The sequence below is a fragment of the Caulobacter sp. GW821-FHT10E02 genome, assembly GCF_059415225.1.
This window is the reverse complement of record NZ_JBWKMV010000001.1, coordinates 733,430-749,486: the sequence shown is the minus strand read 5'-3', so window position 1 is coordinate 749,486 and position 16,057 is coordinate 733,430. Positions and strand designations below refer to the sequence as shown.

Annotated in this window: 15 protein-coding genes and 1 tRNA gene; 6 read left to right on the top strand and 10 right to left on the bottom strand. The window is 67.1% G+C overall.

All coding sequences use genetic code 11. The annotated features are described in order from the left end of the window. Positions 1-5 precede the first annotated feature (5 nt). Positions 6-1,790: an autotransporter assembly complex protein TamA gene (locus tag AC07NI_RS03585; protein WP_494616301.1), complete on the bottom strand. Its 1,785-nt coding sequence runs from the start codon at positions 1,788-1,790 to the stop codon at positions 6-8. A 256-nt stretch (positions 1,791-2,046) separates the two neighbouring features. Here AC07NI_RS03585 and AC07NI_RS03580 point away from each other — a divergent pair, with 256 nt between their 5' ends. Genes AC07NI_RS03580 through AC07NI_RS03570 form a run of 3 tightly spaced genes read left to right on the top strand, consistent with a single transcriptional unit; the run spans position 2,047 to position 5,509 of the window. Further along, complete coding sequence (locus tag AC07NI_RS03580) at positions 2,047-3,573, top strand: circularly permuted type 2 ATP-grasp protein (RefSeq protein WP_494616300.1); 1,527 nt, start codon at positions 2,047-2,049, stop codon at positions 3,571-3,573. Beyond that, complete coding sequence (locus AC07NI_RS03575; RefSeq protein ID WP_494616299.1) at positions 3,570-4,517, top strand: alpha-E domain-containing protein; 948 nt, start codon at positions 3,570-3,572, stop codon at positions 4,515-4,517. Before AC07NI_RS03580 ends, AC07NI_RS03575 begins: the two co-directional genes overlap by 4 nt. Before the next feature lie 11 nt (positions 4,518-4,528). After that, positions 4,529-5,509: a transglutaminase family protein gene (locus tag AC07NI_RS03570; protein WP_494616298.1), complete on the top strand. Its 981-nt coding sequence runs from the start codon at positions 4,529-4,531 to the stop codon at positions 5,507-5,509. A 2-nt stretch (positions 5,510-5,511) separates the two neighbouring features. Here AC07NI_RS03570 and AC07NI_RS03565 read toward each other — a convergent pair whose 3' ends face one another. The 6 genes from AC07NI_RS03565 to AC07NI_RS03540 form a co-directional block, all read right to left on the bottom strand. Next, the gene (locus AC07NI_RS03565; protein WP_494616297.1) at positions 5,512-5,868 is read right to left on the bottom strand and encodes a PilZ domain-containing protein; all 357 of its coding nucleotides are present in this window, start codon (positions 5,866-5,868) and stop codon (positions 5,512-5,514) included. A gap of 107 nt (positions 5,869-5,975) precedes the next feature. Then, on the bottom strand, positions 5,976-6,995 hold the full coding sequence (locus AC07NI_RS03560) for a sulfate/molybdate ABC transporter ATP-binding protein (protein WP_494616296.1): 1,020 nt from the start codon (positions 6,993-6,995) through the stop codon (positions 5,976-5,978). A gap of 17 nt (positions 6,996-7,012) precedes the next feature. Next, positions 7,013-7,876 (bottom strand): sulfate ABC transporter permease subunit CysW, encoded by an 864-nt coding sequence (cysW, locus tag AC07NI_RS03555; protein WP_494616295.1) that lies wholly within the window; start codon positions 7,874-7,876, stop codon positions 7,013-7,015. Then, entirely contained in the window at positions 7,876-8,748 is an 873-nt protein-coding gene (gene cysT / locus AC07NI_RS03550; RefSeq protein WP_494616294.1) for a sulfate ABC transporter permease subunit CysT, read from the bottom strand. The genes cysW and cysT overlap by 1 nt, the downstream gene beginning before the upstream one ends. Before the next feature lie 244 nt (positions 8,749-8,992). After that, positions 8,993-10,093, bottom strand: coding sequence for an acyltransferase family protein (locus tag AC07NI_RS03545; RefSeq protein ID WP_494616293.1), 1,101 nt, complete (start codon positions 10,091-10,093; stop codon positions 8,993-8,995). Positions 10,094-10,544: 451 nt separating this feature from the next. Further along, positions 10,545-10,619 (bottom strand) — tRNA-Lys (locus AC07NI_RS03540). A 127-nt stretch (positions 10,620-10,746) separates the two neighbouring features. Here AC07NI_RS03540 and AC07NI_RS03535 point away from each other — a divergent pair. After that, positions 10,747-11,484, top strand: a complete 738-nt coding sequence (locus AC07NI_RS03535) for a hypothetical protein (protein ID WP_494616292.1) — start codon at positions 10,747-10,749, stop codon at positions 11,482-11,484. On the opposite strand, the gene tgt is transcribed toward AC07NI_RS03535, so the two are convergent. Both tgt and queA read right to left on the bottom strand, forming a co-directional pair. Next, on the bottom strand, positions 11,481-12,596 hold the full coding sequence (gene tgt / locus AC07NI_RS03530; RefSeq protein ID WP_494616291.1) for a tRNA guanosine(34) transglycosylase Tgt: 1,116 nt from the start codon (positions 12,594-12,596) through the stop codon (positions 11,481-11,483). The genes AC07NI_RS03535 and tgt overlap by 4 nt on opposite strands. A 2-nt stretch (positions 12,597-12,598) precedes the next feature. Beyond that, on the bottom strand, positions 12,599-13,696 hold the full coding sequence (queA, locus tag AC07NI_RS03525) for a tRNA preQ1(34) S-adenosylmethionine ribosyltransferase-isomerase QueA (protein WP_494616290.1): 1,098 nt from the start codon (positions 13,694-13,696) through the stop codon (positions 12,599-12,601). Between the two features lie 127 nt (positions 13,697-13,823). Here queA and AC07NI_RS03520 point away from each other — a divergent pair, with 127 nt between their 5' ends. Together AC07NI_RS03520 and AC07NI_RS03515 are read left to right on the top strand one after the other, a co-directional pair. Then, entirely contained in the window at positions 13,824-14,426 is a 603-nt protein-coding gene (locus AC07NI_RS03520) for a hypothetical protein (RefSeq protein WP_494616289.1), read from the top strand. 50 nt (positions 14,427-14,476) lie between these two features. Then, positions 14,477-15,460, top strand: a complete 984-nt coding sequence (locus AC07NI_RS03515) for an endonuclease/exonuclease/phosphatase family protein (RefSeq protein WP_494616288.1) — start codon at positions 14,477-14,479, stop codon at positions 15,458-15,460. Between the two features lie 52 nt (positions 15,461-15,512). On the opposite strand, the gene AC07NI_RS03510 is transcribed toward AC07NI_RS03515, so the two are convergent. Next, entirely contained in the window at positions 15,513-15,980 is a 468-nt protein-coding gene (locus AC07NI_RS03510) for a peptidylprolyl isomerase (RefSeq protein ID WP_494616287.1), read from the bottom strand. Between the last annotated feature and the right edge of the window lie 77 nt (positions 15,981-16,057).

Sequence of the window (16,057 nt, the reverse complement as noted above, 5' to 3'; positions counted from 1 at the left end):
CCCGCTCAAAAGCTTTGCCCGATGCTGAGATAGACTTGGAAGGCCGGGTCGCCCTTACGGCGGCCCATGGGCACGGCGATGTCGGCGCGGATCGGGCCGAAGCCCAGGTCATAGCGGATGCCCAGGCCCGCGCCGGCCCGGAAATCCTGGCTCTTCGGGTTTGGGCTGGTGCTGATGGCGCCGGTGTCGATGAACGCCACGCCGCTCCATTTCGAGGTGATCTTCTGGCGCAGCTCGACCGACGTCTCGACCAGCGAGATGCCGCCCTGCGGGGTGTTGTCGGTCAGGCGCGGGCCGATGGCCTGGTAGGAATAGCCCCGCACCGATCCGCCGCCGCCGGCATAGAAGCGCCGCGAGGCCGGCACGTCCTGGATGCCGCCGCCAAAGATGGCGCCGAGCTTCAGACGGCCCGCCAGCACGGTGCTGGCCTGTCGGCCGAACGGGATATAGGCCGTGCCTTGGGTCGTCAGCTTCAGGTACGGGACGGTGGTGTCGCCGACCACGTAGGTCGGCTCGCCCCGGGCCTCCAGGCGCCAGCCGCGCTTGGGGTCGAGGATGTTGTCCGAGAAGTCCCACGCATAGGCCGCCAGCCCCGCGAAGGTCGCCAGGTTCAGCTTGCGGCCGGCGACCGCGCCGTTCTGGCTGATCTGTTCCTTGGTCTGGGAGATGTCCAGCGAGACGCCGAACGTGCGGTAGGCGGTCGTCTGCCGCCGCTTGGTCAGGTCGACCCCGACCGTGGCGCCGGTTTCGTTATAGGCGTCAGTGTCGTTGCGGAAGATGGCGCTGTTCAGCTTCAGCGTCTGCTGCGGACGACGCCAGTGCGGCAGCGAGATCTCCGCGCCCAGGCGCTGTTCCAGCTTGGCGAAGCGCAGGGCGTAGGTCGTGGTGTCGGCGCGCTTGAGGCGGTTGTAGCGGATCCAGCGGGCGTCGACGCCCGCCCCCTCGCTGGTCGAATAGCCCGCGCCCAGTTCGATGGTGCGCGACTTGCGATCAGCCAAACTCACGACGACGGGGCGATAGCCCTCGGCTGTGGCCTTGTCCGGCTCGGCCAGCGAGACCGAGATCGAGTCATAGACGCTGGTGTCGCGCAGGCGGCGCTCCAGTTCGGCCACATCCTCAGGGTCGTAGACGTCGCCGGACACCCAGGGCGCCAGGCGGCCGACCCAGGCGGGATTGGTGCGCCCCTTGGTGACGACCTGGATCCCGTCGAGATGGACCAATTCGCCGGCGGCGATCTTGAACGCCGGCCGGACAGTGTGGTCGGCGTGATCGACGATGACCTCGCGCGGCTCGGCGGCGGCGTCGGCATAGCCGAGCTTGGCGACCTGGGCCACGACACGGCCCTCGGCCCCGACGATGTCGGCGGAACGGCCCGGCTCCCCCTCGGTCAGGCGCATGGCCGTGGCGGCGCGCTGGCGGGTGCCCTCGTCGGGCGGCGTTCCCGACCAGTCGATGCGCGGGTCGGCGACTAGGAAGACAGGACCCGGCGTGATCTTGATCACCGCACGCGGCGGCTCGCCGTCCAGGACGTCGGGTTCGACGGTGTAGCCGTAGTAGCCCTCGGCGCGGAGGACGGCGATGGCGTCCTCGCCGGCCTGGCGGGCGCGCCGGCGCGCTTCGGCGCGGCTTTGGGCGGATGTCTTGGATTCAGTCAGGGCGCGCTGGATGATTTCGCGCAGGCTCTTGTCTTCGACACCCTGGATTTGGGCCATGGGTTCGTCGGCGAAGGCGGCCGAAGCCATCAGCCAGGTCACCGCCGTCAAAGCCAGGGAAGTCCGCCCAAGCACCAAATCTTGTTCCCCGCGCGAAGCGCCCCCGGCCCTGCTGTAGTCCGGGGTTTGCGCCGTGTCACGACAGTAAATGCAACGAACTAGGCCCAAGCAGCGCTTATCAAAGCGGGCGAAAGGTGCCCAAATGCTGAGCAGTCGTGCGCAATCACGCGGCGAAGGTCGAATCCGCCGCGCGTGGCGGTCGCGACGCTCTAGAGTCGGGGACGGCGCGACCTACCGGTCGGCGCCCAAGGTTATGAGAAACGTGGACAAAAGCGTGGCGGCGAAGACCCAATCCCTCGTGGACGCACCGACCCTGCCGATGACGGAGGCGGCTTACCTGCCGGGGATCGCCTACGACGAGATGTTCACGCCGGACGGCGAGGTCCGGTCGCACTACGATCCATTGCACGCACGCATGTCGACCCTGGGCGCCGAGGAGCTGGCGGGCCGCCAGCGCACGCTGGAGCGCTCATTCCTGCTGCAGGGCATCACCTTCACCGTCTACGGGGCCGACAACACCACCGAGCGGGTGATGCCGACCGACCTGTTCCCGCGTATCATCCCCGCCGCCGAGTGGGCCCAGATCGAGGCGGGCCTGACCCAGCGCTTGCAGGCGCTGAACCTGTTCCTGGCCGACATCTATGGCGACCAGCAGATCCTGATGGATGGCGTGGTGCCGCGCGAACTGGTGCTGGGCGCGCCCTCGTACCGCCGCGAGATGCAGCACCTGTATGTGCCGCACAAGGCCTACGCCAATGTCTGCGGCAGCGACCTGATCCGCTGCCAGGACGGACAATTCGCGGTGCTGGAGGACAATCTGCGCGTCCCGTCCGGCGTCTCGTACATGCTGGCCAATCGCGATGCGGCCAAGCGGACCTTCCCCGGCACCTACCGCGCCGCCGGCGTGCGGCCGGTCGAGCGCTATCCCGACCTCCTGCTGTCGACCCTGAAGAGCATGGCCGCCGACTGGCGTTCGGACCCGCAGGTCGTGGTGTTGACCCCCGGCGTCTACAACAGCGCCTACTACGAGCACGCCTACCTGGCCCGCCTGATGGGCGTGCCGCTGGTCGAGGGCCGCGACCTCGTGGTGCACGAGAACATGGTCTACATGCGGACCACGACCGGCATCCGTCGCATCGACGTGATCTACCGCCGAGTCGACGACGACTTCATCGATCCCCTCACCTTCCGGCGCGACAGTTCGCTGGGCGCGGCGGGCCTGTTCAACGCCTACCGGGCGGGCAATGTGGTGATCTGCAACGCCCCCGGCACCGGCGTCGCCGACGACAAGGCCGTCTACGCCTACGTCCCCGACATCATCCGCTACTATCTGGGCCAGGACGCCATCCTGCCCAATATCGAGACCTTCCTCTGCCGCGAGCCGCGCCAGCTGGGCCACGTGCTCGACAATCTGGACAAGTACGTGGTCAAGGCCGTCGGCGCCTCGGGCGGCTACGGCATGCTGGTTGGCCCGCACGCCAGCCAGAAGGAACGCGACGACTTCGCCGACGCGATCAAGGCCGATCCCGACAACTACATCGCCCAGCCGACCATCCAGCTGTCGACCGCGCCCTGCCTGGTGGACGGCCGCATCGAGCCGCGTCACGTCGATCTACGGCCCTTCATCCTGTCGGGCGAGAAGACCATCGTCACGCCCGGCGCCCTGACCCGCGTGGCGCTGAAGCGCGGCTCTCTGGTGGTCAATTCCAGCCAGGGCGGCGGCTCCAAGGACACCTGGGTGTTGGCCGACGAGAGCCCGCACAACGGCAATGGAAACGGCAACGGGAGCGCCCGCCCATGATGCTCGCGCGCGTCGCTGACAGCCTCTACTGGCTGGGCCGATACATCGAACGGGCCGAGCACCTCTCGCGCCTGTCCAGCGTGATGATGAACGCCACCCTGGACCAGACCGATTCCGGGACCCAGGCGGTGTGGATCGCCATGGCCGCCGTGGGCGAACCCGGCGACGGCGCCGATGTCGGCTCATTCGAGGCCGCCCAGGCCCTGGTGCTGGATCGCGGCGACCCCAACTCGGTCGTCTCGTCCCTGGCTCGGGCCCGCGAGAACGCCCGCCAGGTCCGCGACCAGATCACCACCGAGACCTGGGAGCGGCTGAACCTGCTGTATCTGAAGGTCACCGACAAGGACGCGGCCAAGGCGTTCTCGGACGGCTCGGCCAACTTCCTGCACGACGTCATCGCCGACCTGCACCTGTTCAAGGGCGCGGCCGACACCACCATGAGCCACGGCGAGAGCTGGCGGTTCATGATGCTGGGCATCTACATGGAGCGCGCCCACCTGGTCTCGCGCCTCCTGGAGGTGTGCTTCGCCGAAAGCCCCGTCCACGGCCAGATCGACGACCACGTGGCCCTGGTCAGCGTGCTGCGCATGGCCTGCGCGCTGGAGCCCTATCTGCGGGTCTACACCGCCGAGATCGAGCCGCGGCACATCTTGGAGTTCCTGGTCTTTGACGAGGACTTCCCCCGCTCGATCCGCTTCGCCACCGCCCAGATCGAACAGCATCTCAGCGCCCTGGCTCGCAGCGTCGCCGCCAGCGACCGCGCGGGACCCGAACGCCTGGCCGGCCGCCTGAAGGCGCGCCTGCAGTTCGCCGATCTCGACGAGCTGGAAGCCGTCGGCGCCGGTCCGCTGCTGACCACCGTCGCCAACGAGTGCGCCCGCATCCACGAAGCGATCTACGAGACCTTCGTGGCCTATCCGCTCGAAATGCGTCTTCCGGCCTAGGACCTTACCCAGTGCTGCTCGAAATCCGCCACGTCACCCAGTACCACTACGAGAAGCCCGTCCGGGAAAGCCTGATGGAGCTGTGGATGCAGCCCCAGAAGACCGCCCGCCAGCGCCTGGTCAGCTTCGAGCTGGACCTGGAGCCGGCTGCCCAGGTGTTCTCGTACGCCGACAGCTTCGGCAACGCCGTCTATCACTTCGACGTGCCCCAGCCGCACGACAAGCTGACCATCATCGCCCGCTCGGCCGTCGAGACCGAGCCGACCGGCGAGCGGCCCGACCATCTGGACATGGGCGAGTGGGACCGCCTGCGCAGCGAGTTCGTGCGCGGCGAGTGCTTCGACTTCCTGCGGCCGCACGGCTTCGTGCAGACGACCGACGCCCTGCGCACCTTCATCAACGAGCACGACCTGGAAGCCCTGAAGCGCAAGGACCCGCTGACGGCGGTCAGGACGCTGTCTGAGACCATCTACCGGGCGTTCGAGTACCAGCCTGGCGTCACCGACGCCGACAGCCCGATCGATCTCGCGCTCAGCGCCGGGCGCGGGGTCTGCCAGGACTTCGCCCACATCATGCTGGCCATCTGCCGCGAGTGGGGCATTCCGGCTCGCTATGTTTCCGGCTACCTGTTCACCGACCGCGACGCCGGCGACCGCTCGGATCCGGACGCCACCCACGCCTGGGTCGAGGTGTTCCTGCCCAGCCTGCGCTGGGTGGGGCTGGACCCGACCAACAACATGATGACCAGCGAGCGCCATGTCGGCGTGGCGGTCGGCCGCGACTATGCCGACGTCACCCCGTCACGCGGGGTCTACAAGGGCGATGCGGAAAGCCAGTTGGCCGTAGGCGTCACCGTCCGTCGCGCCCGCGCCGCCCTGGCCGAGCCGGAATTCCTGCGCATGGCCCGCCCCAGCTTCGCCGGCGGTCGTCGTCGTCCGGACGCCGCGCTGAAGCAGGAGCTGCACCAGCAGCAGCAACAACAGCAGCAGTAGCGCTACTGAAGGATTTCGGGCGGCAGGTTGGCCGCGAACCGGCGGGCGATGTCCAGCGCGCCGGCCGCGCCGCCGGCCCGAGGGCCAATGCGTTCGGTCTGCAGGAACTGCACGCCGATCTCGCCGCCCGAGCGCCAGACGACATGCGCCAAGTGCACGCGGCGGCCGCCGGCGTCGACGAAGACGAATTTGTCCGGCGGCTCGGCGATGCCGGCGATCGACAGACGCGCGCCCTTCTCGGCGATGTCCAGCAGCGAGCACTTCCACGAGCGCGGATCGTCGACGATGTAGATCTTGCGCGCCGCCGGCATCCGGGCATGCGCGCGGCGTTCAGCGCCGGTGGGCTCGACCATGACCATGCGACCTTAGAACTCCCGTCGAGTCGACGACGATTTTAGCGCAAACGACGACGCTACGCGCCAACGTTGAACGCCGTTCATCCGGTACCGGTATAAGCGCCAGAAGCTTAGGCAGCGTAAACGTGGGCCTTACGGGCGGCGATCTTCACCGTGCCCCGGAAACGGGCGGCCTCGGCCCGCGAGGCGCTGATCTCGATCGGACGGCCGTCGGCGGCGGTGGCGTTGACCGTGGTCAGGGCGCCCTGCACGTGAGCGCGCTCGACCCGCACCTCGAAGCCGCCGTCGTCCAGCACGAAGTCGTGCGGCCGGACATAGGCCGTGGCCGCGCCCTCGCGCACGCCGCCGGCCGGCAGACGCAGCACGCCGGCGTTGAACTGGCCGCCGCCGACCTGGCCCTCGAAGCAGTTGGCCTCGCCCACGAAACCGCAGACGAAGGCGGTCTCGGGCTGGTCGTGGACCTGGTCGGGCGTGCCGATCTGCTCGATCTGGCCCTTGTTGAGGATGGCCACGCGATCGGCCAGCTCCAGGGCTTCTTCCTGGTCGTGGGTCACGAAGATGGTGGTCACGCCGGTGGCGTCGTGCACGCGGCGCAGCTCCTTGCGCAGCGACTTGCGGACCGTGGCGTCCAGGGCCCCGAACGGCTCGTCCAGCAGCAGCACGCTGGGCTGCACGGCGAGCGCCCGCGACAGGGCGACGCGCTGGCGCTGACCGCCCGACAGCTGCGAAGGGTAGCGCTTGCCCAGACCGTCCAGCTCGACCAGCTTCAGCAGCTCTTCGACGCGACGGGCGATCTCGGCCTTGTCGGGCTTGTCCTTGCCCTTCCGCACATCCAGGCCGAACGCGATGTTCTTGGCCACGGTCATGTGCTTGAACAGCGCGTACTGCTGGAACACGAAACCCACCCGGCGGTCGGCGGCCGAGGCGAAGGTCACGTCCTGCCCGTCGAACAGCACCTGGCCGGCGTCGGGGAATTCCAGGCCCGCGATCGTGCGCAGCAGCGTCGTCTTGCCCGAGCCCGAAGGCCCCAGCAGCGCCAGCAGTTCGCCGTCGGCGATCTCGAGATCGACCTTGTTCAGGGCCGGATAGCGACCGAACTGCTTGTCGACGGAGCGGATGGAGATGGTCATAGGCTCGTGAAGTCCATTCAGTGTCCGCCGCGCCCGCGCCCAGATCCGCCATGTGCGGGCTGGACGACTTCCAGCGCCGTCTTCAGCACCAGGGTCACCACGGCCAGCAGGCAAAGCAAGGCCGCGACGGCGAAGGCGCCGACGAAGTCGTACTCGTTGTAGAGGATCTCGACGTGCAGCGGCATGGTGTTGGTCAGGCCGCGGATGTGGCCGCTGACCACCGACACCGCGCCGAACTCGCCCATGGCGCGGGCGTTGCACAGCAGCACGCCGTACATCAGGCCCCAGCGCACATTGGGCGCGGTCACCCGCCAGAAGGTCGTCAGGCCGCCCGCCCCCATCGACACGGCCGCCTCCTCCTCGCTGGTCCCCTGCTCCTGCATCAGCGGGATCAGCTCGCGGGCCACGAACGGGAAGGTCACGAAGACGGTCGCCAGCACGATGCCGGGCACGGCGAAGATGATCTTGATGTCGTTGTCGACCAGGTAGTCGCCGAACCAACCCTGCAAGCCGAAGATCAGCACGTAGATCAGGCCCGCCACCACCGGCGACACCGAGAACGGCAGGTCGATCAGGGTGATCAGCAGCGCCTTGCCCTTGAAGTCGTGCTTGGCGATCGCCCAGCTGGCGCACAGGCCGAAGGCGGCGTTGAACGGCACCGCGATGGCGGCGGTGATCAGGGTCAGCTTCACGGCCGCCAGGGCGTCGGCGTTCTTGATGGCCAGCAGCGCGGCGTCGAGACCCTTGCGCAGCGCCTCGGCGAAGACGGCGGCCAGCGGCAGGATCAGGACGAGCGCCAGGAAGGTCATGACCGTCCCGATCACCAGGACCTTGGCCCACAAGGGATCGTCGGTGGCGCGGCGGTGAGAGGCAGCAGCCATCAGTCGAACCTCCGCGCCCAGGCCTGGATGGCGTTGATGACCAGCAGCATCGTGAACGAGACCGTCAGCATCACCACGGCGATGGTGGCCGCCCGCGAGTACTCAAATTGCTCCAGCTGGATGATGATCAGCAGCGGCGCGATCTCGGACTTGTAGGGCATGTTGCCGGCGATGAAGATCACCGAGCCGTACTCGCCCACCCCACGCGCGAAGGCCATGGCGAAGCCTGTCAGCCATGCCGGCGCCAGGGCCGGCAGCACGATGCGCAGGATGGTGTCGATCCGGTTTGCGCCCAGGCTGGCGGCGGCCTCCTCGACGTCCTGCGCCGCGTCACGCAGCACCGGCTCGATGGTGCGGACCACGAACGGCAGGCCGATGAAGATCAGGGCGATGGTGATGCCGACCGGGTTGTAGGCGGCCTTGATGCCCAGCGGCGTCAGGAATTGCCCGACCCAGCCGTTGGGCGCGTACAGCGTCGCCAGGGCGATGCCGGCCACGGCGGTCGGCAGGGCGAACGGCAGGTCGACCAAGGCGTTGACCAGGGTCTTGCCGGGAAAATCGTAGCGAACCAGAGCCCAGGCCGTCAGCACGCCGAACACGCCATTGATCACCGCCGCCACGAACGCCGTGCCGAAGCTCAAACCGTAGGCGGCCATGGACCGCTGCGACGTCGCCACGGCCCAGAACTCGGTCGGCGACTGCTGCGCGGCCTTCAGGACCACGGCGCTCAGGGGGATCAGGACGATCAGCGACAGCACGGTCAGCGTCACGCCCATCGTCAGGCCAAAGCCCGGAATGGCTGATCGCCGCCGGAAAAACGGCCGCCTACCGCGTGGCGCGGTCGGCCGGCGAGCGGCGGTCTCGGCGGTCATCGTCTGATCGTCGTCCAGGGTCCGGGCTCGCCACATGGCTCTAGGCAAAGGCTGAACGCGCGGAGCCCCATCGGGGTCCCAGCCGCGTCGTTGAAACTGAGCCGCTTAAATCTCTACCCCGACAATGGGGCAAACGAGAAACCCCGGTCGGGGATGGAGAAAAACTGCGCCTGGCCAGCTTGCAGCAAAACGCCGAGCGGGAGATCCCGCTCGGCGCAAAGGATACGGAAGTCCAGACGTCCCGTTAGGCCGTGGCCTTCTCTCTCGGCTTGAAGCGGTCGACGAAACTCATCCACACGCCTTCAATGTTCTTGATCAGACCGCGCAGCTTCATCGCCGGCTTCTCGACGAAGATCCACGACAGGACGCCGACTAGGAAGCAGATCGGAAGCGAAATGATGACGTTCCAGTACCACTCCCTCAATCCCGGGAACAAATACACGACGGACTGCTGGATGGCCGCGCCATACAGGAAGATGCCGTACGAGTAGTCGGCCCACCCGCTGTACAGCGTCCTCTTGGGGTTCAGCAGGCCGAGATAGCTGGTCATGTAGGCGACGGGGAACAGCGAGATGTACTCGCCCCCGTCCACCACTGAAAGAAACACCGCGGACAAGACAAGGCTGCCGGCGAAGACGCCTTTGCCGAATGGCAGCTTGTCTTTGTACAGGTACATCGCGACGCCGGCCAGGAAGTACGCCACCAGCATTTCGCCGCTGACCGCGACCGGAGAACCGAAATTCCCGCCCTTCTTGTATATATCAAGCGCGACGACGAGAATTATACCTATGAAGACGACATAATTCCTTCGAACGACGCCGACCAGGTACAGAAGTGAAATGGCGATGTAGCACTTCAGTTCGTAAGGCACCGTCCAGAGCTGCGAGTTGACCGACCTCGGGTACGGGTTGTTCTCGAAGACGCCCGGCAGGAAGTAGCTGATGTGTCCGGTGACGTTGACCAGGTACTTGTAGAACAGAGGATCGGACAGGTACTGCCCGATCGGCATCGTCGTCAGGAAGATGCCGATCAGACCCGCCGACAGGAAAACCTCGACCGTCAGGGCAGGATATATTCTGATCACGCGGAGACCGAGGAAACTCACCAGGGTCTTGCAACGCGCCAAGCTTCCCGCGACGAGGAATCCACTGAGCGCGAAGAACATCGGCAGTATCAGGCGAAGAAACGGTCGGGCAGGACCCTGCCAGAAGGCGTCACCCACGGCCGTCCCATAGCAGTACAGAACGCTATGACTGAACAGGACCGCCAGGGCCAAGGTCAGCCGCATATAATCGAAGCCGCTCGGCCGCTGATCAGCCAGAGCCAACGCATCTCCTAGTTTCATGCCCCCCTCCGTGAAGTTCACAGCCCCGAGCTGTAGAAACTCACGGATACACATAACCTCCCGTAGAGTCCGGAGTCTTATTGAGTCAAAAATACGAATTTGATGCAACGGCGCGCTATATGCGCGGCTTTTTACAGATGAGTCAGAGTCATAGACGGATAGAAGATTCCATGAGTCGCAACCATTCCGAGAATTATCCCCGAAATAAGCGCATGACGACTCCAACATGCCGCCAGATCGTCGCCATAGACTCTAAATTCGAGACTTAATACGCCAAACCACCACCGCATCGCGCACGAACGGGCACAAGGCCGCCGCTATAGATGTTTGAAGTAGTTGGGAATCTCAGCGACCTCGTCGCGAAGAAGAGCGCCCACGGATCATCAGGCTTCAGACGGTAAGCCCATGAAGCTCGCCGTCGGCGCGATGGTGCGGAATTTCACGAGGAAATTGGTAGGCCGGGTGGGGTTCGAACCCACGACCATTCGATTAAAAGTCGAATGCTCTACCACTGAGCTACCGGCCCGCTAACGTCCGGCGGGCGCCGGTTGGAAGCGGCGCGGACCATAGGCGGGGGGCTCGTGCGTCGCAAGCATGGTTTCGCCGTTTTTCCGATGGATGACGGCAAAGCTGTGGGCGGGTTAGGGTGAGTCATGCGTGGAACCTTGCTTTTGGCGGTCTTTTGCGGCGCGGCCGCGGTCGGAACGGCCGAGGCGCGCCAGCGGCAAGAGGCTCCGCCGCTACTGGGCGCCCCTCCCCAACAGCAGGAAACCCCAGTCGAACCCACCGACGACGGACGAATCAGGTCGACCTCGGAGGCCAACCGCGACGGCATCTCCGGGGCCATGAGCGCGCCGCTGCGCGATGTGAACATCGTCCGCACCAAGATCCCGCGCGTGCTGCTGGAGGCGATGGACGATCCCTATCAGCGTCCGGCCCAGGCCGACTGCCGAACCCTGATCGCGCTGGTCGGGCCGCTGGACAGCGCTCTCGGCGAGGATATCGACCGAAATCCGCCGGTCGAGGGCGAGGACCTGATGGACCGGGGCCGCAAGGCGGCCGGCCAGGCGGCGCTGGGGGCGATCGCCAGCACGGCCCAAGACATGATCCCAATGCGTGGCTGGGTGCGGAAGCTGACCGGGGCCGAGCGCCACGATCGGCTGGTGCAGAGCGCCATCACCTCGGGCAATGTCCGCCGCGCCTATCTGAAGGGCCTGGGCGAGGCGCGCGGCTGCAATCCGCCGGCCACGCCGCAGCACAAGCCGCCCACCGCGCCGGTGGTCGTAGATCCGGGCATGCCGCCGCCGCGCGATCGCTACGGCCCGCTCAAGCCCCGCTTCCCGATCTTCAAGGAAGAGGCGCCGACGGTGCCTCAAGGGCCCCGCGACTAGCCTTCGTTCAGGTGCCGGGCGCGGAAGTCGCGGCGGAACTGTTCGAAGCGGCCCTCGGCGATCGCCGCGCGCATGGCCGCCGTCAGCGCCTGGAAGAAGGCGATGTTGTGCCAGGACAGTAGCACCTGGCCCAGGATCTCCTCGGCCTTGAACAGGTGGCGCAGATACGCCTTCGAATAGTCGCGGCTGGCCGGGCAGTCGCTGTCCGGGTCCAGTGGGCTTTCGTCCTCGGCGAACTTGGCGTTCTTGAGGTTGATCGCCCCGTCCCAGGTCCAGGCCTGGCCGTGGCGGCCTGAGCGGGTGGGCAGGACGCAGTCGAACATGTCGACGCCGCGCGCCACCGCCTCGACCAGGTCAATCGGCTTACCGACGCCCATCAGGTAGCGCGGACGATCCTCGGGCAGCAGGCCGGGCGCATAGTCCAGCACGTCGCACATGGCCTCGTGGCCCTCGCCGACGGCCAGACCGCCGATGGCGTAGCCGTCGAAGCCGATCTCGCGCAGGCGGTCCGAGGACTCGCGGCGCAGGTTCTCGAAGGTCGAGCCCTGCTGGATGCCGAACAGCACCTGGCTGTCGCGCGTGCCGAAGGCGTCCTTCGAGCGCTGGGCCCAGCGGGCGGAGAGCTCCATGCCCTTGCGCGCCCTTGCCTCCTCGGCCGGCCAAGCGACGCACTCGTCCAGCTGCATGACGATGTCACTGCCCAGCAGGTCGGCCTGGATCTCGATCGAGCGCTCGGGGGTCAGCACGTGCTTGGAGCCGTCGACGTGGCTGGAGAAGGTCACGGCCTCCTCGGTCAGCTTGCTGATGCCCGACAGGCTCATGACCTGGAAGCCGCCGCTGTCGGTCAGGATTGGCTTGTCCCAGCGCATGAACTTGTGCAGGCCGCCCAGGCGCGCCACCCGCTCGGCCGAGGGCCGCAGCATCAGGTGATAGGTGTTGCCCAGGATGATGTCGGCGCCGGTGTCCTTGACCTGGTCGACGGTCATGGCCTTGACCGTCGCGGCGGTGCCAACGGGCATGAAGGCCGGCGTGCGGATGTCGCCGCGCGGGGTCTTCAGGACGCCGGTGCGAGCCTTGCCGTCGGTGGCGTTGATCTCGAAGGGGAACGCCATCGCTAAGCCTCGTCTTTGAACAGCAGGCTGCCGTCGCCGTAGGAATAGAAGCGGTAGCCCGTCGATATGGCGTGCTCGTAGGCCGCGCGCATCGTCGCCTGGCCGGCGAAGGCGCTGACCAGCATGAACAGAGTCGACTTGGGCAGGTGGAAGTTGGTCATCAGCACGTCGGCGGCGCGGAAGCGGTAGCCGGGCGTGATGAAGATGGCCGTTTCGTCGGCGAAAGGACGAACGATGCCGTCCTCGCCCGTGGCGCTTTCCAACAGGCGCAGGGACGTGGTGCCGACGCAGACGATGCGGCCGCCGGCGGCGTGGACCGCGTTCAGGGCGTCGGCGACCTCCTGGGTCACCTCGCCGAACTCGGCGTGCATCTTGTGGTCGGAGAGGTCGTCGGTCTTGACCGGCAGGAAGGTCCCCGCCCCCACGTGCAGGGTGACGAAGTGCAACGAGACGCCCTTGGCCTTCAGCGCCTCCAGCAGGCCCGGCGTGAAGTGCAGGCCGGCGGTCGGGGCGGCCACCGAGCCGTCCTCGCGAGCGTAGACGGTCTGGTAGTCGGCGCGGTCGCGCTCGTCCTCGCCCCGCTTGGCGGCGATGTAGGGCGGCAGCGGCATGTCGCCGTGCTTGGCGATGCCGATGTCGAGGTCGGGACCGGAGATGTCAAAGCTTAGCACGACCTCGCCGCCCTCGTGCTTCTCGGCGATGGTGGCGTCCAGGCGGTCGCCCTCGCAGGCGCGGTCGTCGCGGCTGCCGAACGCCACGCGGTCGTCGACCTTCAGCCGCTTGCCCGGGCGCATGAAGGCGCTCCAGCGGCTGGGCGAGACGCGGCGGTGCAGGGTGGCCTCGACGGCCACCGGCGTGCCGTCGGCGCCGCCGGTCGTGCGGCCCTCGCGCAGGCCGGCCAAGCGGGCGGGGATCACGCGGGTGTCGTTGAACACCAGGGCGTCGCCGGGGCGCAGGAAGTCGGGCAACTCGCGCACCACGTGGTCGGCGAGCGCTTGGCCCGGACGGACGACCAGGAAGCGCGCGGCGTCGCGCGGCTCGGCCGGGCGCAGGGCGATACGGTCCTCGGGAAGGTCGAAATCGAAGTCGGAAAGGCGCATGGGCGGGCTTCAAGCGCACGATGGGCTCAGGACGTCAAGACATACGCCGTCACGCGAGGCGGATAGACAACCTTGGCGGGTCGGCCGCATGATTTCGCAGAACAACAGTCTTCGGGGGAAGATCACCATGAAACGCTTGCTGGTTCCCATGCTTGCGCCGCTTGTGCTGCTCGCCGCCTGCGAGGCCAAGAAGGACCCTGCCCCCGCCTCGCCAGCCGAAACCCGCACGGTCGCCACGTCGGCGACCGCTGACGCCTCGGCCGCCAACTTCCAGCACGACCCGGCCGTCGAGCTGACCGGCTTCTACTTCACTGAAACGGCCGTGCAGTCGGGCGACTGGAAACTGACCTCGCTGGATATCGGCCAGCCCTCGGATTTCGCCGCCTGGGAAGAGGGCAAGCGCCCCGAGAACTACGGCCCGATCTTCCTGGCCTTCGACGACGTCACCAGCCCCACGGGCGAGAATGAGCTGGGCCAGACCTATCACACGGTCAGCATCCGGGTGATGCCGGACAGCTACCGCGTCGACGGCAAGGGCCTGCTGTTCCGCGCCAAGCACGCCCGCCTGGGCGAGGTGGTGCTGGAGCTGACGCCAGACCTGGCCGCCTACAAGACGGCCCGCGCCACGGGCCCGAACGGCGGCTCGCCGAAGCGGGTGTTCACCGGATCCCTGCAGGTCGGCGCCGAAAGGATCCGCAACCTCAGCTTCTTCTATCATCCGGGCGAGTAGGCCCAAGAGTCGGCAAGGCATCCTTCACGGACCCATGATATGGGCGACCCATGCGCCTGATCGTCCAGCTCCTGAGCCTTCTCGTTCGCGGCACCGCCCTGATGTTGGGCCTTGTCGGTCTTGGCATGGCGGCCGTTTGCCTGGGCGGCGCCTTCAGCGACAAGCTGGACGCCTTCACCCACGCAGCCCCGCTGTGGCTGCTGATGGGCGTCGGCGCGGTCGTGCTGGGCGGCGCCTTCGCGCGCGGCGGCGAGCGTTGGGTGATGGTCGGACTGGGCGCGGCCACGGTGCTGGCCTGCTCGGTGCTGATGCTGCCCGAGCTGTGGTCCGCCTGGCGCTTCAAGCCGGCCACCCCGGCGGCCAGTGACCTGAAGATCGTGCAGTTCAACATCTGGCACGACAACAAGACGCCCGAGAAGAGCCTCGCCTGGGTCCTGGCCCAGGACGCCGACGTGGTGATCGTCGAGGAGGGCTCGGGAGACGCCGTGCCGGCCATCCAGGCGCTGAAGACCGCCTATCCGTTTGCCTCCTGCGACAAGGTCTCCAAGTGCGAGACCTGGATCTTCTCACGCAAGAAGATGATCGCGCGCGGCGGCATGCCGCTGGAGCGGCCGTACCTGTCCGGCGCCTGGGCGACCCTGGCCGACGCCAAGGGCCCGTTCACCGTCGTGGGCGTCCACTACACCTGGCCCGTGCCGGCCAGCATCCAGCAGGGCCAGAGCCGCAAGCTGATCAAGCTGGTCTCGGGCTTCGACCGCAAGAGCGCCATCGTCACCGGCGACTTCAACTCCACGCCCTGGTCGTTCACCCTGAAGCGCCAGGACAAGGCCATCGGCCTGCGTCGCTGGACCCGCGCCATCCCCTCGTGGCCGGCCAGCAAGTTCTCGCGCGTGATGGTCGCCCCCGCCCCGTTCCTGCCGATCGACCACGTCTATGCCGGCAATGAGTGGTACGCGGTGACCGTCGAGCGCGGCCCGGCCCTGGGCTCGGACCACCGGCCGATCGTGACGACGCTGCGTCGAGCTCCCAAATAGAAACGGCCCCGGACGAGGTCCGAGGCCGTTCCAGAACGATGGCGCTGAACGCTTAGGCGTCGGCGGCGATCTTGGCGCTGACGATCTTGCCCGGAGCCTTCGGCGGCTCGCCCTTCGGCAGGGCGTCGACGTTTTCCATGCCTTCGGTCACCTGGCCCCAGACGGTGTATTGCTTGTCCAGGAACGTGGCGTCGTCGAAGACGATGAAGAACTGGCTGTTGGCCGAGTCCGGGTTCGGGGTGCGGGCCATCGAGACCACGCCGCGCACGTGCGGCTCGTCGTTGAACTCGGCCTTCAGGTCCGGCTTGTCCGAACCGCCACGGCCGGTGCCCGACGGATCGCCGCCCTGGGCCATGAAGCCCGGGATCACGCGGTGAAAGACGACGCCGTCGTAGAAGCCTTCACGCACCAGTTCCTTGATCCGCGCCACGTGGCCGGGGGCCAGGTCGGGACGAAGCTTGATCGTGACCGGACCGCTCTCGAGGGTCAGGATCAGGGTGTTTTCGAGATCGGCCGACATGGTCTTCCCTTGGATGACAAGTGTTGTGAACGCGCTTCTAGCGCGGTTCACGCCCGCCTGTGAACCAAGTTTGAGCC

Coding starts and splice junctions, on each gene's coding strand:
- queA (WP_494616290.1), bottom strand. CDS start 13,696: ATGCGCCTTTCCGACTTCGATTTCGACCTTCCCGAGGACCGTATCGCC.
- cysW (WP_494616295.1), bottom strand. CDS start 7,876: ATGGCTGCTGCCTCTCACCGCCGCGCCACCGACGATCCCTTGTGGGCC.
- AC07NI_RS03510 (WP_494616287.1), bottom strand. CDS start 15,980: ATGTCGGCCGATCTCGAAAACACCCTGATCCTGACCCTCGAGAGCGGT.
- AC07NI_RS03515 (WP_494616288.1), top strand. CDS start 14,477: ATGCGCCTGATCGTCCAGCTCCTGAGCCTTCTCGTTCGCGGCACCGCC.
- AC07NI_RS03575 (WP_494616299.1), top strand. CDS start 3,570: ATGATGCTCGCGCGCGTCGCTGACAGCCTCTACTGGCTGGGCCGATAC.
- AC07NI_RS03535 (WP_494616292.1), top strand. CDS start 10,747: ATGCGTGGAACCTTGCTTTTGGCGGTCTTTTGCGGCGCGGCCGCGGTC.
- tgt (WP_494616291.1), bottom strand. CDS start 12,596: ATGGCGTTCCCCTTCGAGATCAACGCCACCGACGGCAAGGCTCGCACC.
- cysT (WP_494616294.1), bottom strand. CDS start 8,748: ATGACCGCCGAGACCGCCGCTCGCCGGCCGACCGCGCCACGCGGTAGG.
- AC07NI_RS03560 (WP_494616296.1), bottom strand. CDS start 6,995: ATGACCATCTCCATCCGCTCCGTCGACAAGCAGTTCGGTCGCTATCCG.
- AC07NI_RS03520 (WP_494616289.1), top strand. CDS start 13,824: ATGAAACGCTTGCTGGTTCCCATGCTTGCGCCGCTTGTGCTGCTCGCC.
- AC07NI_RS03545 (WP_494616293.1), bottom strand. CDS start 10,093: ATGAAACTAGGAGATGCGTTGGCTCTGGCTGATCAGCGGCCGAGCGGC.
- AC07NI_RS03565 (WP_494616297.1), bottom strand. CDS start 5,868: ATGGTCATGGTCGAGCCCACCGGCGCTGAACGCCGCGCGCATGCCCGG.